This window comes from Xanthomonas vesicatoria ATCC 35937 (assembly GCF_001908725.1).
GTDB lineage: Bacteria > Pseudomonadota > Gammaproteobacteria > Xanthomonadales > Xanthomonadaceae > Xanthomonas > Xanthomonas vesicatoria.
The window spans coordinates 2,790,001-2,816,546 of the sequence record NZ_CP018725.1; the positions used below are offsets into that span (position 1 = coordinate 2,790,001).

Here is a 26,546-nt window from a genome sequence, read left to right on the forward strand (position 1 = left end):
CAGTCTATCGAGCCTGCGAAGAAGTGCAAGCACTTTTTGACAATATCATGACATCTGCCTGCTTCAAAGGGGAAACAAGTGCCCAGCCCGAGCTTTCAACGCGGTTTCCATCGCCCTGCCCACCTCACGGACTCACTGCACATGGCGCACGTCTCTCTATAGAGGACTCGGCACCGCAGGTGGGGCGCTGCACCCATGCTGCGTCATGCATGTACTGCTGTTGCAGCGAAAGGCACGCGATGGGGTGCTGCGCCTCTCTATGCATCTCTATGTAAGAGGCGGCATCCAGACGACCTGCGTACCACCGGGGCAGTGGCTCGGAGAGAATGACCAGCTAAAAGGGAGTTACACGATGCCGTCAGCCCGCAGCCTGTTCCGCGATCTGTCCCTGTCTGCGATTGCAGCGGGCTTCGTCACCGTCCTGGTGGGGTTCGCCAGTTCTGCGGTGATCGTGTTCGAGGCTGCGCGGCACCTGGGGGCCGATCAGGCGCAGATCGCGTCGTGGATGTGGGCACTGGGCCTTGGCATGGGCGTGACGTGCATTAGGTTGTCACTGCACCACCGCGTGCCGGTGGTGACGGCATGGTCGACGCCGGGTGCGGCGATGCTGATCGGCAGTGCCGCAGGGGTTCCGTTGCGCGAGGCAGTGGGTGCGTTCGTGATCGCGGCAGTGCTCGGACTGGTGGCCGGGTTCTCCGGCTGGTTCGAGCGGGCGATCAAGCGCATGCCCGTGTCACTGGCGTCGGGCATGTTGGCCGGCGTGCTGCTGCGCTTCGGACTGGATGTGTTCGTGGCGATGCAGAGCCAGCGGGTGCTGGCCTTGGCGATGCTGGCGACCTATCTGGTCGGGCGCCGCTGGTTTGCGCGCTATGCGGTGATTGCGACCTTGCTGGCCGGCATCGCGATTGCGGCCGGCAGTGGGCTCCTGCACTGGCATGGCGTACAGCTGGAGCTGGCCTACCCCGTGCTGGTGGTGCCGTCGCTGTCGTGGGCAGCGCTGGTCGGGCTGGCGATTCCGTTGTTTGTGGTCACGATGGCCTCGCAAAACGTGCCCGGCGTTGCGGTGATTCGCGCCTCCGGCTATGAGGTGCCGATCTCGCCGACGATCGGCTGGATCGGGGTGGCAAATACATTGCTGGCGCCGTTCGGTGGCTTTGCACTGAACCTGGCCGCGATCACCGCGGCGATCTGCATGGGCCGCGAGGCGCACGAAGATCCGGCGCGGCGTTATGTCGCTGCGGTCAGTGCAGGCGTGTTCTATGTCGTGGTCGGTCTGTTCGGGGCGACCGTAGCAGCGGTCTTTGCAGCGTTTCCGCGCGAGCTGGTGATGGCGATTGCCGGAATCGCGCTGCTGGGCACCATCGGCAACAGCCTGGCGGCGGCCCTGCGCGACGACAGCGAACGCGAAGCAGCGTTGATCACCTTCCTGGTGACGGCCTCGGGGCTGACATTGGGCGGGATCGGTGCGTCGTTCTGGGGGTTGGTGGCCGGGACCATCACGTTGTTGCTGCTGCGGCCGCGCAGTTGACGAAGCAATTGTTTCAGGCGCTGGCGGCGATGCCGGCGCTCGAGTTTTTTTGGTGCGCTCCCGCCCAGCTTTGACCGAGACGTCTATTTAGCCACAGACGCCGATGAGGCGCGCCGTGGCCTGTGTCGCCGGTGACGCGGCCGGAAGCAATTGATGCGAGTCGCTGCAGCACGGCAGCCGCATCTCGACCTCGATGCTGCGAGCGGTACTTATTCCGGATCGCGCAACTGCAGCAGCCAGTGGGCGATGACGCCGCTGGGGCTGGGCAGCGGTTCGAGGTGGAACTGGCGGTAGATGGGCGAGCCGTCGCGGGCGCGCAGCGGCAGGGTGACGTAGGCGGCGCGGCCCAGGCGCAGGGAATCCTCAAGCAGCTCGACTTTGGATCTGGCGGCGTCGCCGGCCACGAGGCTGAGGATGTCGCAGCCGATCAGGTCGGCGACCTCGGCCTGGCTGAGGTCGGCAAATGCCGGGTTGACGAAGATCAGCCGGTGCGCGGCGGCAGCGGCACCGCGCTCGATGATGGCCACGCCGTCGCGCAGACGCGACAGCGAGGCTTCGAGCAGAGTGAAATCCTGTTGGAAGCGCTTGCGTTCCATCAACTCGATCAGCACGCGCAGGCTGCGCGCCGATTCCAGATGCAGCGGCGACCACGGCCGCGCGCGGCCACGCACGGTCTGCTGCCACAGATCGAAACTCTTGCGCGGCGACAGCCGTGAGTTGGGGATGTCCTGTAGCTTGGCCAGCTGCGGGTTGCCGGCCCACTTGATCTGCTGCACCTGCTCGCGGCGGGTCCACAGCAAGGCGCTGCGCGATTGCGGCATCAGCGGGACGAAAATGAAACCGGCGGCCAGCGGTGCCAGATCGGCCAGCTCCGGGAACACCTCGCCGATGGCATCGACATGCAGCGCGCCGACAGCGTCTTCGCGCAGGGCATGATGATGGCGAGACTCCAGATGGTCGCGGATACGGCGCAATGCGCTGATATCCGGGCTGCTGCCGTGGCGACTGACGTCGTCGCCATGGAAGATCGCCACGCCATCGGCATCCACCACGTCCATCAGGTCCGGTGCCATGTCCGCGAGCATCTCCACGGTCAGGTGTTCGGCATCGTTGAAGTCGGTGATCAACTTTTCGCGGATGGTGAGCAGCACCGATTCCAGCCGCGCACGCGCCACCGCCTGCAGCGCGCCGATGCGGCCGGCCAGCGCACGGGTGATCGCGTCGGCAACATCGCGCATGGCGTGGCTGGTGAAGTGCGGGCTGTAGTGGTGGCAGGCGATCAGCCCCCACAACGCGTCGTTGACCACGATCGAGGACACCAGGGTGGCGGTCACGCCCATGTTGGCCAGATATTCCAGATGCACCGGCGAGACGCTGCGCAGACTCACATCGCTCAGGTCCACCGGGGTGCCCAGGCGCGGATGCAGGGTGGGCACGATCGGCGATGGCTGGTAGCCGACATCGGCGATCTGGCGCACGCGGTTGCGCAGATACAGCGCGCGCGCCTGCGCCGGGATGTCGCTGGCGGGGTAATGCAGGCCGAGGTAGGCCTCCAGCTCGGGCTGACGGGCTTCGGCGATGACGTCGCCGTTCCACTCTTCGTCGAAGCGGTAAATCATTACCCGATCGAAGCCAATCATGCTGCGCAGGCCCTTGGCGGCACGCACGGCAGCTTCGGCGATGCCCGGGTCGCGCTCGATGCTGCGCAACAGCGGCAGCGCCTCGCGCAGGGTGACGTCCATCAGGCGGGCATCGCGCGGTTCGATTTCGATCAGCCATTGCTCGGGATACAGATGCCAGGCCGCCACCCAGGGGTGGTCGGTGGGCGCGGCGCGGCTGGGGAAGCGCACCTCGGCATGCAACGCGTGTCGCGGTTGGTCGTCCACGGCAACGGGCGCGGCTTCGGTCAGTTCCAGCACATCGGTGTAGGGCATGCCGAGCAAGGCATCCATCGGCACGCCGAGCAGGTCGGCTGCGGTGCTGCTGGCCTGCACGATGCGGCCGTCGGCCGGTTCGATCACCAGCAGCACGCCATAGGGCTGGATCATGCCGGGGATGTGGATCGGCTCGCGCGCGCAGACATCCATATCCAGGGGTTCGGTGGGCTGATTCACGGGCGCGGCTCCGCTGCGAGGTAGGTATGGAAGTGGGCGAACATGGCGTGCGCGCCGTCGATGGCGGCCGCCTGTGTGTGGGGCGAATCCAGGCGCTGATCGAGCACCGTCTGGAAGCGCCGCCAGCCGGCGGGGTCTTCGTCGGCCAGTTCGAAATAGTGCAGCGCGTCGGCCAGGCCGGGCTGGTGCTGGCGCAGACCGCGCGCGATGACGCGGCCGCCAAGCTGCGAGCCTTCGACCACGTACAACATGCCCCAGCGCGCGGCGTCGCTGCGCGTGGCGGGCAGTGCGATCGGCAGATCCAATGGTTGATCGAGCGCCCGCAGGTCGGCACGCAAGGCCGGCACGCGGCGGCGATAGTGCCAGCCGTTGCCGACCAACGTGTCGAGCCAATCACCCAGATGTTCTTCGAAGCCGGCCAGCAAGGCGTGGTGGCGGCGCAGGATCTGCGCATAGCTGGCACGATCGACCTGCCCCTGCCCCAGGGCCTGCATCAGCGGCACCGCTTCGGCCAGGCGATGGGTGTCCTGGGTGGCGTGACGCAGCGCGCGCGCGGCCGATGACGGAACAGCCAGGGTGTCAGGACACATAAGCGATCGAGGCGGTGCAGCAGCACAGAGTGCACCAGCCTAGCAGCGCCTGCGCAAATCAGATAAAGCGGACGCAAGAGCTGGATGAATGCGTTGGCATCATCCCTGCGCCACCGGCGCGACGGCCCCGCCCCGCCCTGCGCGCTTCCACGCCATCACCCACCCGGCGGCGAGCAGTACACCGGCCAGCAACCACGGTGCACCGGGCAGGTGCAGCGGCGCGCCACTGCCGATGAACCAGGCAAACACATTGGCGAACAACAACGGCCCGGCGATCCCGGCCAGGCTGACCAGGCCGGTCAAGGCGCCCTGCACGCGGCCCTGCACATCGGCGCCGACTTCGCGGGTGATCAAGGCTTGCGCAGCCGGTGCGGCGATCGCCCAGAACGCGCTGATCGGCACGCCGATCAGGAAGGCGGCACCACTGTCGGCCAGCCCGTAGATGACAAAGCCCACCACCCCGCAGCCCAGGCCCAGCAACAAGGCGCGACGTTCGCCCAACCAGCGCACGATCCGGCCGACCAGCAGCGCGTTGACGATGATGCTGCACACCCCGACCCCGGCCAGCACCCAGCTCACCTCACGAGGGCCCCAGTGGTACTGGTACCCGGCAAACAGCACGAAGATGCTGGGATAGACGTAGTGCGCCAGGTTGGCCAGAAACACCACCGAGGCCAGCCCGAACACCTGCGGGTAGCGGCGCAGCAGCTTGAGCGCGCCCAGCGGGTTGGCATGCGACCACTCCAGGCGCGCGGTGCGGCGCTCGGGCGGCAGCGATTCGGGCAACACGAACCAGCCGTACAGCACATTCAACAGGGCCAAGCCTGCGGCAAACCAGAACGGCCAGCGCAACCCGATGCCGCCCAGCCAACCGCCGATCAACGGGCCGGCGACAAAGCCAATGCCGAACGCGGCGCCGAGCATGCCGAACGCGCCGGCACGTTTGTCGGCGGGAGTGACGTCGGCGATGTAGGCATTGGCGGTGGAGAAACTGGCCGAGCACATGCCGGAGATCACCCGTGCCAGCAGCAACATCGGCAGGCTGTGGGCGATGGCCATCAGGATGAAGTCCAGCCCCAGCCCCAGGCACGAGAGCAGGATCACCGGGCGACGGCCGAAGCGGTCGGACAAGGCGCCCTGCAGCGGCGAGCAGACGAACTGGATGGAGGCGAACAGGAAGCCGAACCAGCCGATCCAGCCGGCGGCCACCACGTAGTCGCCACCGGTGAAATGCCGCACCAGATCCGGCAGCACCGGAATGATCACGCCGAACGACAATACGTCGATCAGCACGGTGATGAAGATGAAGATCAACGCGGCGCGGCGGCGCCCCGGGGCTGGAGCGGAATCGGGTGGAAGGGACATCGCGCGGCGCAGTTGGGCGAAGCGGCGAGTGTAGCGGTGGATTGGGTGGTTGATGCTGGTGGCGCTTGGTTGCTGGGAAACCTGGCGTCGTTCGGGCTGCATCAGACTGCACCCGTACCCGCCCCTTCGGGGCACCTTCTCCTCCATAGGACGACAATGTCCCGGTGGGAGAAGGATGCGTCGTTCGAGCCCCTCTCCTTGCGGGAGAGGGGTTGGGGTGAGGGTACGGCGGCGAAGCCGCGCAGGCCGAAACGGCACGAGGCTGCGCCCGAACCCTCATCCGCCCCTTCGGGGCACCTTCTCCCAGAGGGGAGAAGGGTTGGACCTGCGTCCGCGCGCCACTGCTCGCTTGTGGCAGTGAGAGGTGTGGCGGTTACTCGACGCCGGTGGTCTGGCTCAGGGTATGGGTGGCGCCCGGGGCCAGTTCGATGACGTCCGGGCCGGCGTTGGCCGCTTCCAGGCAGACGTAGTCGCGCCAGCCTTCGCCTACATCGGCCATTTTCTTGCCGGCGTCTTCGCCCGGGTTCCAGGCCACCAACGAGCGGCTGCCTTCGGTGGCGATGACGATACGGCGGCCGAGCACCGGGTCGGTGAGGCTGTAGCGGCCGCCGGCGTTGGTGTAGATACGGTCGCTGCGGCCGGGATCGCGCGGGTCGCGCAGGCTCCAGTCGCCTTGCTGGCGATGGGCGGTGGCGTAGTTCTCGTACTTGTCCAGGTAGTCCAGGCCGTCCAGGCCCTGCACGCTGACCTTGAGCGCGTCGCCGACACGGAAATAGTTGTGTAGCGCCTGGGTGAAGCGCACCGGAGCAGGGCTGGTGTTTTCGGTGATCAAGCGCTGTTCGATGGTGCGACCGATGCGCAGCGTCATGCGCAGGCGCAGCGCCAGGTCGTCGAAGGTCGGCGGGGTCAGGGTGAGCACTACGGTGCCATCGGCTTCGCGGTGGCTCTCGGTGAGCTGCCACGGCACGGTGCGCACGAAGCCGTGCGCGGGGACCTCGCCGGTCTGGTCCTGGCGACCGAAATACGGCCAGCACACCGGCGCGCCGCCGCGGATCGGGGTGGGCGGCTGCTTGGCGAGCGGCGACAACCACATCACGTCCTGGCCGCCCTTGGGCACGAACGACAGCAACTGCCCGCCGAACAGGCTGATGGCGGCGGTGGAGAACGGGGTATCGATCAGCAGCGAGGGGAAGCCGTGGAAGTCGCCTGTGGTCAGGCCGGTGGTGTCGGACATGGGGGATGCCTTGTGGACGATGGGAGATTGGGCGAATGCGGGATAGGCGGCCGGCAGCTTGAAGGCGGTGCCGCGCACGGCGGCCATGCCGGTGAGCGGCGGCGTGGCGCGCAGGGCGGTGAGGATGCGCTGGCCGGGGCGGCCGTCGGCCGGCTGCAGGCCCAGGCGGGTCTGCTCGACCTGGATGGCGCGGCGGGTGGCGCTACCGACCATGCCGTCGGCCTCGCCGATCTGGTGACCGCGGGCGAGCAGCAACCGCTGCAGTTCGCGCCGTTCGGGCCGGCCCAGACCGGGGTCGTCGGTGGGCCAGGCGGCGACCAGGCCGGGGCCGCCACGTAAGCGATCGGCCAGCAGCGCGATCGACAGCGCGTAGCTCTCGGCGGCGTTGTAGGCGTAGATCGCGTCGTAGTTGCGGAATACCAAAAACGCCGGGCCGGTGGGGCCAGCCGGCAGCAGCAGCGCGGCGGGTGTCTCGCCAGGCAGGCCGGTCGGGGCGAGCGGCTTGCCGTCGGTGCCGCGAAGGCCGGCGGCTTGCCAGGCCTGCAACGGTTGGCGGCGGGTACGGCCGGCCTTGCTGGCGTCGAAGCCACGCGGCAGGGCCACTTCCATGCCCCAGGGGCGGGCGCGTTCCCAGCCGGCCTTGACCAGATAGTTGGCGGTGGAGGCCAAGGCGTCGGGAATGCTGGCGACCAGATCGCGGCGGCCATCGCCGTCGCCATCCACTGCGATGCGCGCGTAGGTCGAGGGCATGAACTGGGTCTGCCCGAAGGCGCCGGCCCAGGAGCCGGTGAGCTGCTCCGGGGACAGGTCGCCACGTTGCAACAAGCTGAGCAAGGCCAGGAATTCGCCGCGGAAGAACGGCTGGCGGCGGCCTGCGCACGACAGCGTAGCCAGCGACACCAGCAGTGGGCGCTTGCCGGTGACGCGGCCGTAGTCGCTCTCCACGCCCCAGACCGCCACGATGGTGGCCGGGTCGACGCCGGTCTGCTCAGACAGACGGGTAAGCAAGTCGCGGTGGGTCACCAACATGGCCTGGCCGTCTGTGACGCGTTGGCTGTCGACCAGGCTGGCAAGGTAATCCCAGATGGGCGTGCTGAACTCCGGTTGCGCATCCAGCAGCGGCAACACGCTGGGGTCCGGCGCCACCCCGGCGGTAAAGCGCTGGAAACTGGCGGCGTCCACGCCCTTGGCGGCCGCCTGGGTCTGCAACCCGGCCAGGCAACGATCGAAGGCCGGGTCGGCACAGGCAACCAGCGGCAGCAAGGCGATCAACAGCGGCAAGGCGCGCCGGGTCGGCGTCATGGCGCTGTGGCCAAGGAGTGGACGGGGGTCATGCGGTAGTGCACTCCAACTGCGAATCGATCGCCCAGGATAGCCAACCTGGCTGGATCCTTGCGTATAAGCGGCCGGGCATGCAGAAGCGGTGCCGGAGTGATGCGGCGGCGGCCGCGCGATGATGCGAGGGCGGTGGATTGGCTCGGCGCTGCAGAGCTGGCGCCGGCATCTGTTGCCGCCACCAAACGGCATCCACCCGGCACCAGGAACTATTCATCGGTACACCGCTTGAACCAGCAGTGTGCTGGCGGCGGCCTGCTTGCCGTTGCAGTTGGGGGAGAACGCGCGTCAGCGTTGACGCATCAACTGCCGTCGCCGGTGATGCCGCTCAGTAGCGACAGTGCCGGCGTGGCGGCGCCGGTCTCGGCGACGCGGCGCGGACGTGCACGGCGCGGTGCATCGTGGCGTGGACCGAAGCGGACCATGCAGGTGGCCAGCAACGCCGGCAATACGACTGCAAAGACCACTACGGCCGTCAGCGCCCACTGCCAGAAATTGAAGGTTCCCATGATCGCTGTCCGCCCCCTGCGGCGAGCTCCGCCGCGCGGCAAGCTTCCCGGATCGGCTGCGAACGCCGTGTCGACAAAGTGGCGCGATAGGCGCCGTTGGTCGGGTAACGCAACGATGGTCGATGCGGCATGGCGGAGCAGCGACGCAACGGCTGCCCAGCCAGCAAGCGGGCACGGCCGGTGCGTGGGGTGAGCCTGGATCAGGCGTCCGCTTCGGTTCCGACGCGCGCGCCCTCATGGAACGAGGGCCCGCTGCGGGTTACCAGCCGCTCTGCATTCCCGATGGTGCTGGGTGAAGGTTGCGTCTGGCTGGGTTGGAAGACATCAGACACGAAGGGAGTCGCGGGCCTTGAAGGGGGACCTTTTGCAAGGGATTTGGCGGATTGGCCTGGGTCGAGGAGCCAGTGCGCCAGAGAACACTCTCATCCGCCCGATGGGCACCTTCTCCGTTGGAGAAGGAAGTGATTAGCCATGTGAGACTTAGTTGACCGCGTGCGCCTGCGCTGGTCGATGGCAGTGGCGCAAGTGGCTGTATGCCTCTACGCCACCCCTGCACGGTCATTAGCGCAGATGTCGGCACGCGGATGCATGTGCGGTCGTTCGCGTGGTCGGTTGATCAGTGTGACCACCTCGCGGCGCACGCTCGCGCGCCGCTGCGGGCACTCAGCGCGCGTCGAGGTAATACCAGCGACCGTCCTCGCGGACGAAGCGGCTGTGCTCGGTCATACGCACCGCGCTGCCGCCACCGATGCGATAGCGGGCCAGGAACACCACCTCGGCGGTGTCCTCGCCGGTGACGCTGGTGCGCTGGATAGTCAGGCCGAGCCAGGTGGTGCGGCCGCCCTCGTCCAGCGACAGCTCGGCCGGGCGCGTGGACGGGTGCCAGCTGGCCAGCAGGTAGTCGACATTGCGGCGCACATAGGCGCTGTAGCGCGAGCGCATCAGGGTGTCGGCATCCGGCGCGGCGGCACCAGCATGGTATAGCCCGCAGCAGCGCGCGTAGTCGGCAGGGCGGCCGCAGGGACAGGGATCGGTGGGTGCAGAGTTCGCCATGGGGGGATTGTGCTTGATTCGGGATTCGGGATTCGGGATTCGGGATTGGATTAGGCAGGTAGGCAGCGGGCGCCCATATGTCATGAGCGGTGGGTGGGCCGATGGATCTCTGCGTGGTGGATGGTCGGCGATCTGGATGGTCTGGGGTGTAGGTCCTGCTCGCCTTGTGCGCTTTCGTGCCGGGCGTTGTGTCGCGATTCGCGGGTGTGGATTGGAAGGCAGCAGCAGGGGTCGCGACGCTGTCGTTGGGCTGCAACAGACAGGTCGCTTGCACCGTACCCTCACCCCTCTCCCGTGGGGAGAGGGGCTTTGGATTGCGCGATCTGTTGCTGCACGGTACCCGTGGGCGTCTGCGTGGGCGAGGTAGGGTCAGGCATCGGCTTGAACAGCTGATGCTGCTACTTCTCTTGTTGCTCCCGACGCTCCTACGACTGTGGCTATTTTCGTCAGCTGTCATCGGCGCGCGACATCGATGCACCGCTATGCTGTCGCCCCCGTCATGCGGAGCGCCGTCTTGCTGGAACTGATTCCCACCGAGCTGCCCTGGCTGCTGTGCATCGCGTTCGTTGCCGGGTTGGTGGATGCCGCGGTGGGTGGCGGTGGGTTGATCCAGTTGCCGGGGTTGTTTGCGACATTGCCGCAGCAGGCGCCGTCGCTGATCCTGGGCACCAACAAGTTCAGCGCCATGTTCGGTACCGGCGCGTCGGCGTGGCGGTATGCGCGCAATGTGCGCTTTCCGTGGCGGCCGGTGCTGTATGCCACCGCGGCGGCATTTACCTTTTCGTTCCTGGGCGCGACGGCGGTCAGCCTGCTGCCCAAGCAGGCCGTGCGGCCGCTGATTCTGCTGTTGCTGATTGCGATGTTGCTCTACACACTGATCAAGAAGGATTTCGGTGCGCTGCATCGTCCGCGCGAGATCGGTCGGCGCGAGTTGATCACTGCCTTGGCGATGGGCGCGGCAATCGGGTTCTACGACGGGTTCTTCGGCCCGGGCACGGGGAGCTTTTTGATCTTCCTGTTCATTCGCTTTTTTGGGCTGGATTTTCTGCGTGCCTCGGCGGCCGCCAAGGTGGTCAATCTGGCCACCAACCTGGCGGCGTTGTCGTTCTTTTTGCCCAGCGGGCAGGTGATGCTGGCGATCGGTATTCCGATGGCAGCGGCGAACGTGGCCGGCGCGGTGGCCGGCACGCGGATGGCGTTACGCGGCGGCACGCCGTTGATCCGCAAATTGTTCCTGGTACTGGTGATCGTGCTGATCGGCAAGATGGGCTGGGATCTGCTGCACTAGGAATGGCAGCTTGCTGCCAACGCGGCGTAATCGACGCGATGACGCCACCCTGCAGATGGCGTCACCTCTGCACTGTTTTCAGCGCTTGCCGCGCGACTGCGCAGCGCCTGCTTTCGCACCGCGCTTTTTAGCCAGCGACGGTTTGACCGCCGCGTGTGCCGAGGTTGTCTTGCCGGCGCCACGTCCTGGCTGCCCAATCGATGCGGCTGTTGCACGCGGCTTGGCTGTAGATGTTGCGGCGGCCTTCTTTGATGTGGCGTTGGATGCGCCCGTCGCCGCAACCGGCTTGCCCGGCGTTTTTACGGACCGTGTGGTCTTGCCTGCATTGGACTTGGTCGCGATTCCTGACGACGCCACCGACGCTTGCTGCGCGCCCGCTGCGCGTTTGTCCGATGCCGGCTTGCCAGTCACTGCCGGAGCGCGCGAAGGCGATTTCTTCGACTGTTTTGCTTGAGCCTGTGCCGCAGCGCGCGTGGAAAATGCAGGTTTGGCGTTCGTGTTCTGCTCGTTCGCCGTCGCCACTGCCGGCCTGCGCTTGCTAGGTTGCGTTTTCTGGGCTGCGGGCGAGGTCTCGTCCACCGCAGGCGATGTCGGATCTGTTGAGACAGCGTCAGCTGTCATACCACCTGCGGTTGCGGCGCCCTGCACTTCTTCGGGCTTGCCCGCAGCCTCGATCGATGGCGCAGCGTCAGCGGCCTCGGCAACTGCTGGCTCATCGCCACGCGAGCGCTCGGGCAACTTCAACCGCTGTGCCTGCTCGTCGTACTCGATCAGCAACACGCCGGAGTTGTGGCGGCCGCTGATCTCGACGAAGCACGCGCCGCCGATGAAAGGCTCCAGGGTCATCACCGATTTCAACGGCGTGGCCACCACCATCTGGAAGCCGAAGTTCTCGAAGATGTTCATCGCCAGCGCGGTGAATTCGTTGTCGGCCTTGTCGAAGGCTTCGTCCAGCACCACCGCGCAATAGCGCGGCAACTCGCCATCTTCGCCACCGAGCTGATAGCGCAACGCGGCCGCCAGACAGGTGGTGGCCAGTTTCTGCCGCTGCCCGCCGGACTTGCCGGCGCCGCTACGGTAGATCTCCACCTGCGCACGGCTTTGCGCATCCAGTTCCACACCGATGAATTCCACATGCAGGCGCACATCCAGCACCTGTTCGCGCCAGCGGCGTGCCTCCGGTTCCTGCGCGCCCAGGCGCGCCACCAGCGCGCGCAGGGTGGAAAACTGCGCTTCGGCCAGGGCGCGGTCTTCGGTCTGCTGATGCGACAACACCGCGCGCAACTGCTGTTGGAATTCCTGCACTTCGGCCAGGCGGCGGTCGCTGACTTCGATGGTCAGGACGGTGTCGCGATTGAACGGCACCTGCTCCAGGCTGGCGTTGACCTCGTCCATGCGCTGCTTGATGCCCTTGTGGGCCTCGGCGGTGTGGCGTTGCAGGGCGAGCAGGTTGTTCTTGCTCTGGGTCTGCAGCAGATCGAAGAAGCGGTGTTCGTGCCGCGGCAGGCCATCGCTTTCCAGCCGGTCCAGGCGCGCGAGGAAATCGTCGGCACTGGACAGGCTCACGGTGAAATCGCCGCTGTCTTCGGGCCATTGCTGGCAATACCTGCGGAAGCACTCCAGCAATTGCGCGCTGAGCCGGCTGTCGCGGCCCTGGCTTTCGGCCAGTTGCTCGGCTAGGCCACGCTCGACCACGCGGAAGTGCGCTTCCAGATTGTCCAGCGACAGCGGGGTCAACGCGGCAAGACGTTCCCGCAACCCCTGCAACTGGGTGGGCGTGAGCGTGGCGGTGCCGGCGCGGCCCGCGCACGCCGCGTGCTGCTGCTCGAGCCGCACGCGCTCGCGCGCCAGTTGCGCGCGCTCCAGCCGCACATCGTCGTAGGTGCGCTTGGCCTGGTCGCGCAAGGTGCGTGCGGTATCGATGGCCTGGCCGAGCGCGCGCAAACCGCTGTTGCCTTCGCGCAGCTGCACCAACTGCTCGTCGATATCGCTCAGGCGCTGCAGTTTGGGGCCGACGTCGATCTCGTCCCAGTCGCGCTCGACCAGCGTGTGCGCAGCGAGTTGGCGTTCCTGGTCCTGTTCGCGCTGTTTGCGCAGCGCTGCGACATCGGCATCGCAGCTGGCGATGCGCTGGGCCAGCGCCTGCGCCTCGCGCTCGAACACCTTGAGCTTGTCGCGGTTGTCGTGACCAAGCAACCACCGCTTGCGGTCATTGACCGCGTGGCGGTCGTCCTTCTCATAGCGATCGCCGGGATGCTTGACCTGGCCTTCGCGGGTGATCGCGCGGTCGGCGTTGCGCAGCGCGGTTGCGTTCTCGACGCAGGCATAGTCGAAGCGGCGGGTGAGCTCGTTGCGCAGCCACTCGGTGAAGGCATGCTCGCGCAGCTGCAGCTTGCCTGGCAGCGCGTCGGGATCGACCCGCCGCGAGTGCAGCTCGTCGTTGCGACGCACACGGAAGTACACCAGGCGCGTGCCGATGTGGGTGCGGTTGACCCATTCGCTGACCTGCGCGTAATGCCGCTCGTCCACCAGCAACGACTGTGCGAAGCCGTGCAGCACCCGCTCGATCGCACCGCGCCAGGCCATCTGGTCCTCGCGTACCTGCACCAGCTCGCCGACGAACGGCAGCGCGGCCTCGGCAATGCCGGTGTCTTCGCACAGCCGTGCGCGCAGGGCCTGCATCGGTGCGGGCATGCTCGATGGCGCGCGCTTCAGCGCATCCAGCTCGACGCGGATCTCGGCAAAGCGGCGCTCGTCGTCGCGGCGCGCGCCCATGCGTTCGGCGATGGCGTCGTCCAGCGCGCTGGCATCGTGCTTGCCGTTATCCAGCACGGTTTGCGCATGTGCGATCTGCGCGGCAAAGCCGCTGGCCCCGGCCGCCAGGGCGGTACCGAGCTGGCGGCAGGCCTGTTCGATCTGCGCGCGGCGGCGCAGGCGTTCGTCGCGCTCGCGCTCGACGCGCGCACGCTCGCGTTCCAGTTCTTCGATCTGCTCGCCGCCGGCAGCGCGCTGCTCGCGCTCCAGCCCGGCCAGCTTCTGTTCGTGGTTGTCCAGCGATTCGCGGCGCTGGCCTTCTTCGCCGGCCAGTCCGCGGTCCTGGTTGTCCAGCTCCTGCAAGCGCTCATCCAGCAAGGCCAGTCGCTGCTGCTCACGGTAGCTGTCCACGCCCAACTGCAGCTCACGCAACTCGCCGACGCTGTGGCGCAACGCCATCAGCGCCGCATGGTGCTCGCGCGCAGGGGTCAGGGTTTCCACCTGGCGCCGCGCGGTGACCACCGCATGGTGCGCGCCATCGAGCTCGGCAAAATCCTCCACCAGCCGATCGGCCGCTTCGAAGGTGCGCGGCTCGTCGAGCATGAAGCCGCGCAGGAACGCATTGAGATCGCCCAGGTTCTTGGCCGACTGGGTCTTGTGCAGCAGCCGCAGCGCCATTTCGTTGCCGATGCCCAACGCATGCCGGAAACGTTCGGCATAGCCGGCGAACCCGTCGAAATGCGCCACCTCATCGCCCAGCCGCGCCTTGAGCTTGCGCAGGTCCAGATCGAAGCCATCCAGCTCGCTGGCCACATCGAAACTGCGCGGCGCCACCATGTAGTGGCGACGCACATCGGCCGCGGCGTTGCCACTGCCGGCGATCCAGAACAGGCGAATCAGGCTCACCGCCTCACCTTGCACGTTACGGTATTCCAGCACCAGCGCCGTCCAGGTGGCGCCCTTGCGCAGGTATTGCGTGGCGATCTCGCCGGAGGCGCTGTCCTGCTGATCGGCCCAGGCGCCACGCACATACGACACCAGGCTGCGGTCGCGCCCACTGCGCTCGGCCTCGCGTGCAGCCGCGTTGAAATCCACGATGCTCGGCGGTGTCAGCAGTGCCGACATCGCATCCAGCAAGGTGGACTTGCCCGACCCCGAGCGCCCGACGAACAGAAACCCCTTCTCGGCGATCGGCACCTCGGTCAAGCCGTTGAACGTGCCCCAGTTGTGCACCTGCAAGCGCCGCATGCGGAACTGCTGCGCGCGCTGTTCGGCCAGCGTCTCGGCAAACAAGGAAGCACCCGGCGACGCCGGCGACAGGTTGGACTGGGAATTCATTGCTCACTCACCAAAAACGGAACGACAGAGACGCCAAGGACAGACCATTACGAACGGTGAAGCTTTCTTTATGGTGCGGGATGCGGGATGCGGGATGCGAGGCGAGTTTGAGTAGCGGATGGAATGCGTGGACGGCTTCGCGACCTGGTTCGCTCCTACAAAGAAGCAGGTTCTTTGAACCAGCGGGCGTGGAGGTCGCACCAGTGCGACAAAAGCTACGGGTTTTCGAACACCTGCAGTACCAGCGTTGTCCACATCGGCCGATCGCGACCACCATCGCTCCTTCCTCCATCACCACATCACTACATCGCTGCTTTGCTGCTTTGCTGCTTTGCTGCTTTGCTGCTTTGCTGCTTTGCTGCTTTGCTGCTTTGCTGCTTTCAACATCGTGCTGCTGCTGATGCAGACCCTTGTTGCTGTTGCTGCTGTTGCTGTTGCTGTTGCGGTTGCGGTTGCGGTTGCGGTTGCTTCCGCAGTTTGCACTTCGGGGCCCCATACCGCAGCGGCAAGGCCGGCAGATACAACCCGCAGGGCGGCGCGCATGGATGCGCGACGTTTTTGTAAGGGACAGGGATGTCCCTTACAAAAATTTCTGCCGGACTTGCGCACCCGCAGCGCCGAAGGCGCGGAGGGCGCGAGGACGGGGTGTGCTTTCTTTTGGTTACTTTTCTTTGCACAAGCAAAGAAAAGTGACTCGCGCCCGTAAGGGCGTGAAAGCCCTGCTCTACCAAACACAACCCGTAACACTCCAAGCACCGCGTGACATCGCACCCTCATCCGCCCTTCGGGCACCTTCTCCCGGAGGGAGAAGGGAAATGCAAGAGACATCAATCCAACGCAACCTCCCCCTCCCGCAACTCCCGATACGCCACCACCAACGCCTGCACATCCTCTGCCGAGAACAACAGCTTCAACACCGGCGACACCTCATACCGCTCCTCGCTGCCGCGCAGTCGCGACAGCAGCTGGTTGTCGCGCATCTTGCCGATGGCCGTCATCACCCGCCGCGTGAACCCGGCCTTGTCGGTGGAGACGTTCTTCTCGTATACCGACAACGCCTCTACCAGCTGCGCCTCGTCCACCACCGCACGCTCGCCACGCGTATCGGCCTCGGCCAGTTGCTGACGCAGGTACAGCAGCAGCACCGACTCGACGAAGGTCAGCGGCGCGCTGCGCAGCAAGGTTGGCGATTCCAGCTCGGCGGTGTCGGCCTGGCGGGTGAACGCCACGCCGCCTTCGCGGTCCAGCACCAGCTCCAGAAAGAGCTCGCACAACACCTGGCGGATCGCCACCTCGTTGCGCAGCAGCGCCGGCCACAAGCCGCCGTGCCGGTGCGCGTCGATGCTGGGGCCGGCCAACAGCTGGCACAGCGCGCGGCGTGCATCGAATGGCAACGTGCCGGTGTCGCCCAGGAACAAGCTGCCACCTTGCGCGGCGTTGGCGGCATCGCTCGCCGGCAGCGCCAATGCGGCATCGCGGGCAGCGTCGTTGTCGTCGTCCGCATCCAGCGGGGCCTGCTCAGACCAGTTCATTGCGTTTCTCCCGGGTAAACCACACCAAGGGAATGCGCGCGCGCCGCACGATGCCGTCGCCGCCTTCCCATTGCACCGTTTCCATGTGGCCGTCGATCACCACGCCATGGCGCGTGCCCAGCGACAGATAGCCGATCACGCTACCCAGCCCCTGCGGGGCCGGGCGTTGCTGCAGGGCATCGCCAATGGTGAGCCGCGGCTGTTGCCCAAGCAGCACGTACAGATCGTTACGCAGGGTGCGCACATCGATCTCCGATTGCGCGACCAGGTCGCCCACGCTGTCCAGCGATATCTCTGCCGCGTCGGCTGCGTAGACGCGGCCATCGACCTGGGTGAGCCGTGGATCGTGCAGCCGCCACTGCGACAGCGAGCGCAGGCGGCTGGCGCTCAACGCCTGGGTGTAGCCGGTGGCGGCGGTGGCGTGCAAGCTGTCGCGCAGCTGCAGGGCTTCACCCTGCGCCTGCTTGAGCAGCTGATTGAGCCTGCGCTGTTCCAGATAGCCGCGGCTCTGCACGAACCCGCGCAGGCTGCGCGCGAAGTGTTGCATCACCGTATGCACCTCGCCGCCGCGCTCCAGCAGGGTGCCGGTGAGCCCGCGCAGGAAAGCGCGTTCGCGACGATCGAGCTTGCGCGCGAAGCCGCGCGCGAGCAGCGCGTCCAGCGCCTGGTCCAGCTGGCTGCTCTGCTGGGTGTCGTTGAGCAGGCTCCAGAACGCCTCGAAGGTGCGCCCGGCTTCGCTGTCGGCGATCACGTCTACGCCGCTGAATAATTGCTCCAGCACATCGCCGCGGGCGCCTTCGTCGTCGATGATGCGCTCGCGGAACTGGCGGTTGAGCTGCTCGAAGTCATCACGCACGCGGTGGAAGTCCTCGGCCAGTTCGTCGGCCAGATGGATCACGTCGCGGGTGCGCTCCAGTGCGCGCTTGCCGTCCAGTGCGGCAATCCGGCCGGTCGATACGCGCTCGATCTCGGCATCGATGCGGTCGCGTTCTTCGCGCAGCGCGGCCAGGCGCGTCGCCGGGTCGGCTTCGGTCTGCCCGGCCAGCTGGACCAGTTGCTGGATCACCAGCGACAACCGGCTTTCGGTGGCGCTGCTACCGCTCTCGCGCAAGCCGGCGATAAAACGGATGGCCTGGATGGCTGCACGCGACAGTTCGTAGTCTTCCTCTGCTGCGCCTTCGGGCAGGCGGCGCTCCAGCCAACCCTGCGCCAGCCAATGCGCCAGATATGCCTGCGCGGTGCGCGGCAGCTCGCGCGAGAGTTCATCGCCGCGCAACGCATCCAGCTGACGCTGCAGGCGCGCATGCAGTACCGCCGATGGCAGCCGGCGCTCGCCGTCCAGCAACAGGGTCTGCAGCAGGCCGATCAGCTCCGGGGCGTGATCGGCGGCGAGCAATTTCCACGCCGGCTGGTCGCGCAACTGGCGGTAGCCCGCAATCCGTGCCTGGTGCTTCATGGCGACTGCAGGCGCTGCCTCAACGCTTGCCGCCCACTTCGAGGAACTGCAGGAATTCGGCGCGGGTGCGCGCGTCTTCGCGGAAGCTGCCCAGCATCTTGGAGGTCACCATGCTGACACCACGTTTGTGGATGCCGCGGGTAGTCATGCACTCATGCGAGCCTTCCACCACCACGCCCACACCGCGCGGTTGCAGCACGTCCTGGATGCACTGGGCGATCTGGGCGGTCATCTTTTCCTGCACCTGGAAGCGGCGCGCGTAGCTTTCCACCACGCGGGCCAGCTTGCTGATGCCCACCACCTTGCCCCGCGGCAGGTAGCCCACGTGCACCTTGCCGATGATCGGCGCCATGTGGTGTTCGCAATGGCTTTCGTAGGAGATGTCGCGCAGCACGATCAACTCGTCGTAGCCGGCCACTTCCTCGAAGGTGCGCTCCAGGTATTCGCGCGGTTCTTCGCGGTAGCCGCTGAACCAGTCGCCATAGGCTTCGGCCACCCGGCGCGGGGTATCCAGCAGGCCTTCGCGGCTGGGGTCTTCGCCAGCCCACCGTAGCAAGGTACGTACGGCGTCTTCGGCCTGGGCCTGGGTGACGGTGGAATCGGGCTGGTCGGACTGGCTCATGCGCAGGTGCACCCAAAGGGGGCGAGCATGGTACCCGAGGACGGGCCGGCGGCCCCAGTGGCGGTTGCGGCCGCTGCCATGGGTTCAGTGACTATTGATTCATTGTTGAATTGATAGCATCCTAACTATTATGATGATCACCCTTCTCTCTCCTCGCGCCCAACTCAGTTCCGGCCTGCTGGTGGCCGCCCGCCAGTGGCAGCGACTGGCCGACCAGGCCTTCGCCGAATTCGGCCTGTCCAGCGCCTGCACCGGCCCGCTGTTGATGGTTGGCCGCTCCGGCGGCGGCATCCGCCAGGTGGCGCTGGCCCAGCAACTGGGCATGGAAGGCCCCTCGCTGGTGCGGCTGCTGGACAAGTTGGCGGCCCAGGGGCTGGTCCGGCGCGAGGCCGACAGCAGCGACCGCCGCGCCAACCAGCTGTGGCTCACCGACGAAGGCCAGGCGCTGGTCGGGCGGATCGAGGTGCGGCTGGATGCGCTGCGCGGCGAAGTGTTTGGCACGCTCGGCGACGCGGACGTGCAGGTGGTGCTGACCTTGTGGGAGCAGATCGCGCAGGCGCATGCGCGGTTGAGCCAGCCCGACTGAGTGGGGGTCGAACGTCGCCTGGCGACGCAGCTTGTGAGGTCCCGCACGGCTTGGCGCGCACCGCGCGCTGCGCCGGACGTCAGTGTTTTCCATTGTCCAGGATGTGCCCGATGTACGGCGAATTCAGTCTCTACGGTGTGTTCGTACCCACCCTGCTGGCGTTGATGACGCTGGCCTACCTGCTCAACAGCGCCATCGGCGCGCTGCTGACCCGCGCCGGCGCGTATCGCCATGTCTGGCACCCGGCGCTGTTCAACCTGGCGCTGTACATCGCGCTGCTGGGCGGCCTGTTTTTCCTTACCCGTTGGATGCAATCGTGAAAAAGCTGATCAAGACCGCGGGGCCGGCGCTGCTGACCCTGGCAATGGTGGTAGTGGCCGCGCTGGTGCTGCAGCAGTTGTGGCGGTACTACATGGATGCGCCGTGGACGCGCGATGCGCACGTGGGCGCCGATGTGGTGCAGGTGGCGCCGGATGTGTCCGGGCTGGTGGAATCGGTGGCGGTGGACGACAACCAGGCGGTCACGCGCGGCCAGTTGCTGTTTGTGGTGGACCGCGCGCGCTACGCGATCGCGCTGGAACAGGCGCAAGCGGCGCTGGCCGAGCGCCAGGCCACGCTGAGCCAGCTGCGCCGCGAGATTGCACGCGACCGTAGCCTGCAGGACCTGGTGGCCGCCGAAGATGCCGAGGTGCGCCGCTCGAATGTGCAAAAGGCGCAGGCCGCCGTCGCCACCGCACAGTCGGCGGTGGATCTGGCCCAGCTCAATCTGGACCGCACCCAGGTGCGCAGCCCGGCCGATGGCCATGTCAGCGACCGCACCGTGCGCGTGGGCGACTACGTCAGCGCCGGGCGCCCGGTGGTGGCGGTGCTGGATACCGGCTCGTTCCGCGTCGATGGCTATTTCGAAGAAACCCGCCTGCACGGCGTGCATGCCGGCCAGCGCGTGGACGTGCGCCTGATGGGCGAGCCGGTGACCTTGCACGGGCATGTGCAGAGCATCGCTGCCGGGATCGAAGACCGCTACCGCAGCGGTAGCGCCGGCGCGCTGCCCAACGTCACCCCGGCGTTCGATTGGGTGCGGCTGGCGCAGCGCATCCCGGTGCGTATTGCGCTGGACCAGGTGCCCACGCATGTGCAGCTGATTGCCGGGCGCACCGCGACGGTGACGATCCTGCCCGATGCCGCGCCAGCGCCGTCTGCTGGTTCGCCTGCGCATATGCAGGCAAAGGCCGCGCCATGAGCGGCCTGCGTCTACTTGGCCTGAGCGCAGCCGTCACGGTGCTGGCCGCGTGCAGCACGGTCGGCCCCAATTACGCACTGCCCGACCAATCCGCTTACCAGCGGCCAGCCGCCAATGCTGCTTTTCTGGACACCGGCAACGACCAGGTGCAGCCCGGCGCGCCGCTGCCGGCACGCTGGTGGGCGCTGTATCGGGACCCGATGCTCGATGGATTGGTCGCACAGGCGCTGCGCGACAACGTCGAGCTGAAGGTGGCCAGCGCCAACCTGCGCCGCGCGGCGGCGGTATACGAACAGGCCATGGACGCCGGCGGCTTCGATTACGAGGTGGAAGCCGGCGTCAGCCGCGCGCAGGTGTCGGCCGAAGCCTTCCTGCAGGAAGAAAAGCTGCCGGTGTTCAACCTGGCCGATGGCAAGTTTGGCGTGTCGTACCAGTTCGACCTGTTCGGCAAGCTGCAACGCGGCGCCGAAGCCGCGCACGCCGACACTCAGGCGGCGCAGGCCGCGATCGATCTGGCCCGGGTCAACGTGGCCGCGCAGGTGGCGGGAAGTTATGTGGAGATCTGCCACGCCAACCACGAGTTGCACGTGGCCGAGCATTCGCTGCAATTGCAGCAGCGCAGCCGCGAGATCACGCAACGTTTGATCGCCGCCGGACGCGGCACGCCACCGGATCTGGCGCGCGCCACCGCACAGGTGGCGATGCTCGAAGCCGCGCTGCCGCCGCTGCGCGCGCGCCGCCAGGCGGCCGGTTACCAACTGGCCGCGCTACTGGGCAAGACACCTGGCGAAGTACCGGCCGGCGTGGACAGCTGTGCGCGCGCGCCGGCCTTGCAGCAACCGATACCGATCGGCGACGGCCGCGCGCTGCTGGCGCGTCGCCCGGATGTGCGCCAGGCCGAGCGGCGGCTGGCCGCGGCCACCGCGCGTATCGGCGTGGCCACTGCCGAGCTGTATCCGGATATCCGCCTGGGCGGATCGATCGGCGCCACCGGCCTGCTGGCGGATTTTGGCGAACCAGCCACGCATGCCTGGTCGTTCGGCCCGCTGATTTCCTGGACGCTGCCGTCCAGCGGTGCGCGAGCCCGCGTGCGCGCCACCGAAGCCGGCGCCGACGCCGCATTGGCGCAGTTCGATCACACCGTGCTGCAGGCGCTGCGCGAGGTGCAGACCACGCTGTCGCGTTACGCGCAGGATCTGGACCGCCTGCATCTGCTGGAACAAGCGCAGCAACAGGCCGAACTGGCCTCGTCGCAAAACAGGCGCTTGTGTCAAGGTGGGCGCACGCCATACCTCTCCAGCCTGGACGCCGAGCGTACCTTGGCCACCGCCGACATGACGCTGGCCAACGCGCAGGCACAGGTGTCGCAGGACCAGATCCAGCTATTCCTGGCGCTGGGCGGCGGCTGGGATACCGACGCCCGCAGCGACGCCACTGCGGCCACTGCCGCGCGATGAACGTACTGCTGCGCGATCGCCAGGCCTGGCTGTTTTCGGTCAAGACCTTTGCCGCCTCGATTGCCGCGTTGTACGTGGCGCTGGCCGGCAACCTGTCGCGGCCGTACTGGGCGATGGCCACCGTCTACATCGTCTCGCAACCGTTGCTCGGCCCCACCCGCGCCAAGGGCGTGTACCGCGTGCTCGGCACCGTGCTGGCCGGCGTGGCCACCCTGGTGATGCTGCCGAATCTGGTGGAGACGCCCTTGCTGCTCAGTGCGGCGATGGCGTTGTGGTTGTCGGCCTGCCTGTTCCTGGCGCTGCTCAATCGAGGCCCGCGTGGCTACGCGTTTTTGCTGGCCGGCTACACCACCGCGTTTATCGGGTTTCCTGCGGTGACCGCGCCGGAGGGCATCTTCGACACGGTGGTGGCGCGCAGCGAAGAGATCGTGCTGGGCACGGTGATGGCGGTGCTGTTTGCCTCGCTGGTGTTCCCGGCCTCGGTGCGGCCGATGCTCACCGCACGCATCGGCAACTGGATGCAGGACGCAGCGCAATGGTGTCGGCAGGTGCTGCAGCGTGGCGCCTCGCACGCACCGCGCAACCGGCTGGCGGCCGACCTGGTGCAATTCGAGGCCTTGATCGCCTTCGTCCGTCACGACGACCCACGCCATGCCGGTGCGGCGCCGGCGATGGAGCAACTGCGCGCGCGCATGCTGATGCTGCTGCCGGTGCTGTCGTCGATCGCCGATCGCCTGGATGCGGTGCAACGCGACGGGTCTGTGCCGCCGCCCGCACTCAAGGCGCTGCTGGACGATGTCGCCGGTTGGGTGGATCAGCCCGAGGACGCAGGCAGCGATGTCGATGCGTTGCGCGCACGCATCGTCGCGCTACGCCCCGTGGTCGATCAGGACATCGCGCATCTGCTGCTGGCGAGCCTGTTGCTGCGTCTGGAAGAGTTGCTCGACCTCTGGCAAGACTGCCGCGCGCTGGAGCAGGCGTTGCTGCAGGGCACCGCGTCGCCGGCGCCGCGTGCAATGCCGGCGGCAACACAGCCTGCAACAGCCGACGCGGTGGAAGCTGCGCAGGGAAATGCCGATGTGCCTGTGCGCATGCCACCCTCGCTGCTGCAGCGCCTCGGCATGGCGCGGCCCCACGCCGCCGCTGCAGGCGTCGCTGCCGGCAGCGCGCGTCACATCGACTTCGGCATGGCGGCGTTTTCCGCGCTTAGCGCCGGTTTTGCGCTGCTGGCGTACTGCGTGCTGTGGATCGGCATTGGTTGGGAGGGCGGCGGCAACGGCGCAATGATGGCCGCAGTCACGGCTGCGTTCTTTGCCGCGCAGGACGACCCGGCACCCAGCATGGTGTCCTTCCTGACCTGGGCGGTGGTCGCCAGCGTGGTCGCAGGTATCTACCTGTTCGGCATCTTCCCGGCCATCCACGATTTCCCGATGCTGGTGCTGGTCCTGGCGGCCGTGTTCCTGCCATTGGGTGCGCTGTTGCATCGGCCCAAGAGCATGTTGATCGCGCTGCCGCTGGTGGTGAACCTCACCGCGTTGCTGAGCCTGCAGAACACCTACAACGCCAACATCCAGAGCTTCGTCAACGCCGCAGTGGCGATGGTGCTGGGGATCGGGTTTGCGGTGGTGCTCACCAAGGTGTTCCGCTCGGTCGGCGCCGAATGGAGCGCGCGCCGGTTGGTCCGCCAGGGTTGGCGCACGCTGGCCGATGCCGCCGATGGACGCGGCGCCCAGGATCGACACCAGTTCGCTGCGCGCATGCTGGACCTGCTGGGTTTGCTCGCACCGCGGCTGGCATTGGCGCCGGAAGGCAGCGATCTGGCCTCGGTGGACATGCTCAACGAAGTGCGCGTGGCCTTGAACATCCTGCAGCTGCGCAGCGCACGGCACGGGTTGCCGCCATCGAGCGTCGAGGCGGTGGACAGCATCCTGGCCAATGTCGCTGCGCACTACCGGCAGCAGATCGCGCACAAGCGTCCGTTACCTGCGCCGGATGCCTTGTGTACGCAGCTGGACGCCTCGCTGGCGCGCGTAGGCAAGGTGCCGGCGGGCACGCATCGCGATGAAGCGCTGCTGGGGTTGATTGGGCTGCGCTACAGCGTGTTTGCCGACACAGCGGCGCAGCAGCACGCCGCACCCCAAGAGCCTGGAGCAGCCCCTCTCCCGTCGGGGCGATAAGGCACTGGTTGCGCGCTGCTGGCGCGTGCCTTTGAGCGCCCATGCCACTGCCGCCGGCTGGGGCGCGGAGCGGAGGTCGGGTGAGGGTGCGGCATGCCAATGCACGACCGCAGCACCGATGCGTCACCTTGGCGACGCGTGGCGATGCGTTCGCCGTGGCTGACATGCCAGGCGCCTGAGGCGCTCCTCATCCACCCTTCGGGCACCTTCTCCCCCATGAAGGACGACAATGTGCCGATGGGAGAAGGACGAAACACATTAGCGCTTGCGCTGATGCATCGCCGCCTCGTCATCCAGCCAATTGCTGCCCTTGTTGGTCAGGAAGAACATGTAGACCACCAGCGACACCCCGATGACCGCAGTTGCGTAGATCACGAACTCGCTCACGTGACCGGTCTTCAACGAGGCCTGATACAGCAACGGCGCGGTGCCACCAAACGCGGAATTGGCCAGCGCATAGCCCAGGCCGACACCCAGCGCGCGCACGTGGGTGGGGAATAGTTCGGCCTTCACCACCGCATTGATCGAGGTGTAGCCGGTCAGGATCACAAAGCCCACGGTGAGGATCGCAAACGCGGTTAGCCAGTCGGTCTGCTTGGGTAGCTCGGTCACCAGGAACCAGGTGTACAGCACGCCACCGATGCCGAAGAACACCAACAAGGTCTTGCGCCCCACGATGTCCGACAGCCAACCGCCCACCGGCTGCATCAGCATCAGCACCGTCAGCGCAACCAGGTTGATGATGGTGCCTGCCATCACGTCGCCACCGGCGAACGCAGTCTGGATCATCTTCGGGCCCGTCACCGAGTAGGTGTAGAACGCGATGGTGCCGCCGGCAGTGATCAAGAAGCACAGCAGCAGCGGGCGCCACTGATTGACGAACAATTCGCGCATCGAGCCCGACGCCTTGGCCTTGCCGGTGCGCGAATCAGCGATGGATTCGGAGCTCAGCGATTCGTCCATGGTCTGACGCAACCAGAACACCACCAGCGCACCGATACCGCCCAGGCCGAACGCCACACGCCAGCCCCATTCGGACACCTGCGAGGCGTCGAAGAAGTGCAGCATCACCAGCAAGGTGGTCTGCGCCAGCACATGTCCGCCCACCAGGGTGACGTAATGGAACGACGACAGGAACCCGCGCCGGCCCGGAATCGCCGCCTCGGACATGTAGGTGGCGCTGGTGCCGTATTCGCCACCGGTCGCAAAGCCCTGCAGCAGCCGCGCCAACAGCAGGATAATCGGCGCGGCAATACCGATCGTGGCCACCGTCGGCGTCACCGCGATCACGAACGAGCACAGCGCCATCATCGACACCGAGATCGTCAACGCCAGGCGCCGGCCGTAGCGGTCGGCAAAGCGACCGAAGTACCACGCACCGATCGGCCGCATCAGGAACGTCATCGCAAAGATCGCCCACACGAACATCGTGGCGTTCTTGTCTTCCTTGGAAAAGAACTGCGATTCGAAGTAGGTGGCGAACACCGAGTAGACGTAGACGTCGTACCACTCGACCAGGTTGCCGGCCGACCCCTTGAGCGTATTGGACACCGAGCGGCGAAGGCTGCCAGGTGCTGCGCCAGAACCGGCGGCGATCGGAGACGATGGGGGTGCGCTCATGCGGTCAGAACCTCTTCGGTGGGGCAGCCTCGGAGTATAGGTGCGCGCTTGTGTGACGCATGTAAGCATTTCGGCGCATAGGCAGGCGTCGCGCAAGCGGCTAGTCCGACCGGTGTGCGGTCGGTTGGCAGCCAACCCGGAGCGCCTGCTTGTGTCGCTCTGCAGGGACGCCCACCAAATTCGCCTGGCGCTTCAGCCCGCTTTCGGCGTCGGCGCCGCAAGCGATTTGCTGTACATCCCCGACCGATCAAAACAGCACGCACGCCGCTTGCCGGAGGCGAGCATGTCGCAGGCGGTCGCAATCCGCTTGACCCGCGTCTCGGCCTTCTTTCCCGATACGATCCAGAAGATCCAGTCGCGTCGCGCCACTGCGGTGATGTCGTCCCAGGTCGCACGTGCGTGCGGGTGCGCGGACAGCGCGGCATGCAGATCGTCCGGCACCTGCGGCTCGGGCTCTTCGGCAACCGGCGCAAGCTCCAGCGCCGCCCTCTCGCCAGCAGCCACCCCGGCCGCGCGCTGCAGCGCGCGATCCACCTTGAGCCAGTGGCCACCCTGCCCGTCCGGCTGCAAGGTCGCCTGCACTGGATGCCCGGCAAACGTGCCCTCGACCGTCACCATGCTGCGCGTTGGCAGTTTGTCGCTTGCCGCGGCGGGCAGCTGCACAAACAACCAGGTGGCATCGGCCGGCACTGCCGGTTGCAGCAGCGCCGCCTTGCAGCGGATGGTAACGGTGGGCTTGGCCATGGCG

Annotated in this window: 19 protein-coding genes and 1 pseudogene; 7 read left to right on the forward strand and 13 right to left on the reverse strand. The window is 66.9% G+C overall.

All coding sequences use genetic code 11. From position 1 onward, the window contains the following. Positions 1–352 precede the first annotated feature (352 nt). The gene (locus BJD12_RS12080; protein ID WP_039427174.1) at positions 353–1,528 is read left to right on the forward strand and encodes a benzoate/H(+) symporter BenE family transporter; all 1,176 of its coding nucleotides are present in this window, start codon (positions 353–355) and stop codon (positions 1,526–1,528) included. A gap of 209 nt (positions 1,529–1,737) precedes the next feature. Here the strand turns inward: BJD12_RS12080 and bphP are convergent, their stop codons facing one another. From bphP to BJD12_RS12110, 6 genes are all read right to left on the reverse strand, one after another. Beyond that, positions 1,738–3,642 carry a bacteriophytochrome BphP gene (bphP, locus tag BJD12_RS12085; RefSeq protein WP_039428383.1) on the reverse strand — a complete coding sequence of 635 codons (1,905 nt, stop codon included), beginning with the start codon at positions 3,640–3,642 and terminating at the stop codon, positions 1,738–1,740. Next, a complete protein-coding gene (locus BJD12_RS12090) occupies positions 3,639–4,232 on the reverse strand; it encodes a biliverdin-producing heme oxygenase (protein WP_005996219.1) in 594 nt (197 codons plus the stop codon). The genes bphP and BJD12_RS12090 overlap by 4 nt, the downstream gene beginning before the upstream one ends. 99 nt (positions 4,233–4,331) lie before the next feature. Next, on the reverse strand, positions 4,332–5,597 hold the full coding sequence (locus BJD12_RS12095; protein ID WP_042828507.1) for a TCR/Tet family MFS transporter: 1,266 nt from the start codon (positions 5,595–5,597) through the stop codon (positions 4,332–4,334). Between the two features lie 373 nt (positions 5,598–5,970). Then, the gene (locus BJD12_RS12100; RefSeq protein WP_005996215.1) at positions 5,971–8,133 is read right to left on the reverse strand and encodes a lytic murein transglycosylase; all 2,163 of its coding nucleotides are present in this window, start codon (positions 8,131–8,133) and stop codon (positions 5,971–5,973) included. 335 nt (positions 8,134–8,468) lie between these two features. After that, positions 8,469–8,675 carry a hypothetical protein gene (locus tag BJD12_RS12105; RefSeq protein WP_039424088.1) on the reverse strand — a complete coding sequence of 69 codons (207 nt, stop codon included), beginning with the start codon at positions 8,673–8,675 and terminating at the stop codon, positions 8,469–8,471. Between the two features lie 663 nt (positions 8,676–9,338). After that, positions 9,339–9,728 carry a YchJ family protein gene (locus BJD12_RS12110; protein WP_039424086.1) on the reverse strand — a complete coding sequence of 130 codons (390 nt, stop codon included), beginning with the start codon at positions 9,726–9,728 and terminating at the stop codon, positions 9,339–9,341. 499 nt (positions 9,729–10,227) lie between these two features. Between BJD12_RS12110 and BJD12_RS12115 the strand changes: the two genes are divergently transcribed. Continuing rightward, the gene (locus BJD12_RS12115; RefSeq protein WP_039424085.1) at positions 10,228–11,016 is read left to right on the forward strand and encodes a sulfite exporter TauE/SafE family protein; all 789 of its coding nucleotides are present in this window, start codon (positions 10,228–10,230) and stop codon (positions 11,014–11,016) included. Between the two features lie 78 nt (positions 11,017–11,094). Here the strand turns inward: BJD12_RS12115 and BJD12_RS12120 are convergent, their stop codons facing one another. The 5 genes and pseudogenes from BJD12_RS12120 to folE all read right to left on the reverse strand — a co-directional run bounded on the left by BJD12_RS12120 (position 11,095) and on the right by folE (position 18,718). After that, complete coding sequence (locus BJD12_RS12120) at positions 11,095–15,108, reverse strand: SbcC/MukB-like Walker B domain-containing protein (RefSeq protein WP_005996209.1); 4,014 nt, start codon at positions 15,106–15,108, stop codon at positions 11,095–11,097. A 286-nt stretch (positions 15,109–15,394) separates the two neighbouring features. Then, a pseudogene (locus tag BJD12_RS25320) lies at positions 15,395–15,604 on the reverse strand (hypothetical protein); the annotation flags it as partial. A 331-nt stretch (positions 15,605–15,935) separates the two neighbouring features. After that, on the reverse strand, positions 15,936–16,640 hold the full coding sequence (locus tag BJD12_RS12125) for a DUF4194 domain-containing protein (protein ID WP_005996732.1): 705 nt from the start codon (positions 16,638–16,640) through the stop codon (positions 15,936–15,938). Continuing rightward, positions 16,627–18,096, reverse strand: coding sequence for a DUF3375 domain-containing protein (locus BJD12_RS12130; protein ID WP_005996734.1), 1,470 nt, complete (start codon positions 18,094–18,096; stop codon positions 16,627–16,629). The genes BJD12_RS12125 and BJD12_RS12130 overlap by 14 nt, the downstream gene beginning before the upstream one ends. Positions 18,097–18,115: 19 nt before the next feature. Beyond that, the gene (gene folE / locus BJD12_RS12135; RefSeq protein WP_005996736.1) at positions 18,116–18,718 is read right to left on the reverse strand and encodes a GTP cyclohydrolase I FolE; all 603 of its coding nucleotides are present in this window, start codon (positions 18,716–18,718) and stop codon (positions 18,116–18,118) included. Positions 18,719–18,851: 133 nt separating this feature from the next. Between folE and BJD12_RS12140 the strand changes: the two genes are divergently transcribed. The 5 genes from BJD12_RS12140 to BJD12_RS12160 all read left to right on the forward strand — a co-directional run bounded on the left by BJD12_RS12140 (position 18,852) and on the right by BJD12_RS12160 (position 24,178). Next, positions 18,852–19,304, forward strand: a complete 453-nt coding sequence (locus BJD12_RS12140; RefSeq protein ID WP_042828588.1) for a MarR family winged helix-turn-helix transcriptional regulator — start codon at positions 18,852–18,854, stop codon at positions 19,302–19,304. 101 nt (positions 19,305–19,405) lie between these two features. After that, positions 19,406–19,624 carry a DUF1656 domain-containing protein gene (locus BJD12_RS12145; protein ID WP_074052590.1) on the forward strand — a complete coding sequence of 73 codons (219 nt, stop codon included), beginning with the start codon at positions 19,406–19,408 and terminating at the stop codon, positions 19,622–19,624. Then, entirely contained in the window at positions 19,621–20,544 is a 924-nt protein-coding gene (locus BJD12_RS12150; RefSeq protein WP_005996742.1) for an efflux RND transporter periplasmic adaptor subunit, read from the forward strand. The genes BJD12_RS12145 and BJD12_RS12150 overlap by 4 nt, the downstream gene beginning before the upstream one ends. Beyond that, positions 20,541–22,001: an efflux transporter outer membrane subunit gene (locus BJD12_RS12155; protein ID WP_058564033.1), complete on the forward strand. Its 1,461-nt coding sequence runs from the start codon at positions 20,541–20,543 to the stop codon at positions 21,999–22,001. The genes BJD12_RS12150 and BJD12_RS12155 overlap by 4 nt, the downstream gene beginning before the upstream one ends. Beyond that, positions 21,998–24,178 carry an FUSC family protein gene (locus BJD12_RS12160; protein WP_005997041.1) on the forward strand — a complete coding sequence of 727 codons (2,181 nt, stop codon included), beginning with the start codon at positions 21,998–22,000 and terminating at the stop codon, positions 24,176–24,178. The genes BJD12_RS12155 and BJD12_RS12160 overlap by 4 nt, the downstream gene beginning before the upstream one ends. A gap of 258 nt (positions 24,179–24,436) precedes the next feature. Here BJD12_RS12160 and BJD12_RS12165 read toward each other — a convergent pair whose 3' ends face one another. Then, positions 24,437–25,798: an MFS transporter gene (locus BJD12_RS12165; protein WP_039425837.1), complete on the reverse strand. Its 1,362-nt coding sequence runs from the start codon at positions 25,796–25,798 to the stop codon at positions 24,437–24,439. Between the two features lie 192 nt (positions 25,799–25,990). Further along, positions 25,991–26,542: a YdeI/OmpD-associated family protein gene (locus BJD12_RS12170; protein WP_042828635.1), complete on the reverse strand. Its 552-nt coding sequence runs from the start codon at positions 26,540–26,542 to the stop codon at positions 25,991–25,993. Positions 26,543–26,546 lie beyond the last annotated feature (4 nt).

Excerpts from the sequence above, each read along its gene's own strand:
- BJD12_RS12080 (WP_039427174.1), top strand. The coding sequence starts at position 353 with ATGCCGTCAGCCCGCAGCCTGTTCCGCGATCTGTCCCTGTCTGCGATT.
- BJD12_RS12090 (WP_005996219.1), bottom strand. The coding sequence starts at position 4,232 with ATGTGTCCTGACACCCTGGCTGTTCCGTCATCGGCCGCGCGCGCGCTG.
- BJD12_RS12095 (WP_042828507.1), bottom strand. The coding sequence starts at position 5,597 with ATGTCCCTTCCACCCGATTCCGCTCCAGCCCCGGGGCGCCGCCGCGCC.
- BJD12_RS12100 (WP_005996215.1), bottom strand. The coding sequence starts at position 8,133 with ATGACGCCGACCCGGCGCGCCTTGCCGCTGTTGATCGCCTTGCTGCCG.
- BJD12_RS12105 (WP_039424088.1), bottom strand. The coding sequence starts at position 8,675 with ATGGGAACCTTCAATTTCTGGCAGTGGGCGCTGACGGCCGTAGTGGTC.
- BJD12_RS12110 (WP_039424086.1), bottom strand. The coding sequence starts at position 9,728 with ATGGCGAACTCTGCACCCACCGATCCCTGTCCCTGCGGCCGCCCTGCC.
- BJD12_RS12115 (WP_039424085.1), top strand. The coding sequence starts at position 10,228 with ATGCGGAGCGCCGTCTTGCTGGAACTGATTCCCACCGAGCTGCCCTGG.
- BJD12_RS12120 (WP_005996209.1), bottom strand. The coding sequence starts at position 15,108 with ATGAATTCCCAGTCCAACCTGTCGCCGGCGTCGCCGGGTGCTTCCTTG.
- BJD12_RS12125 (WP_005996732.1), bottom strand. The coding sequence starts at position 16,640 with ATGAACTGGTCTGAGCAGGCCCCGCTGGATGCGGACGACGACAACGAC.
- BJD12_RS12130 (WP_005996734.1), bottom strand. The coding sequence starts at position 18,096 with ATGAAGCACCAGGCACGGATTGCGGGCTACCGCCAGTTGCGCGACCAG.
- folE (WP_005996736.1), bottom strand. The coding sequence starts at position 18,718 with ATGAGCCAGTCCGACCAGCCCGATTCCACCGTCACCCAGGCCCAGGCC.
- BJD12_RS12140 (WP_042828588.1), top strand. The coding sequence starts at position 18,852 with ATGATCACCCTTCTCTCTCCTCGCGCCCAACTCAGTTCCGGCCTGCTG.
- BJD12_RS12145 (WP_074052590.1), top strand. The coding sequence starts at position 19,406 with ATGTGCCCGATGTACGGCGAATTCAGTCTCTACGGTGTGTTCGTACCC.
- BJD12_RS12155 (WP_058564033.1), top strand. The coding sequence starts at position 20,541 with ATGAGCGGCCTGCGTCTACTTGGCCTGAGCGCAGCCGTCACGGTGCTG.
- BJD12_RS12160 (WP_005997041.1), top strand. The coding sequence starts at position 21,998 with ATGAACGTACTGCTGCGCGATCGCCAGGCCTGGCTGTTTTCGGTCAAG.
- BJD12_RS12165 (WP_039425837.1), bottom strand. The coding sequence starts at position 25,798 with ATGAGCGCACCCCCATCGTCTCCGATCGCCGCCGGTTCTGGCGCAGCA.
- BJD12_RS12170 (WP_042828635.1), bottom strand. The coding sequence starts at position 26,542 with ATGGCCAAGCCCACCGTTACCATCCGCTGCAAGGCGGCGCTGCTGCAA.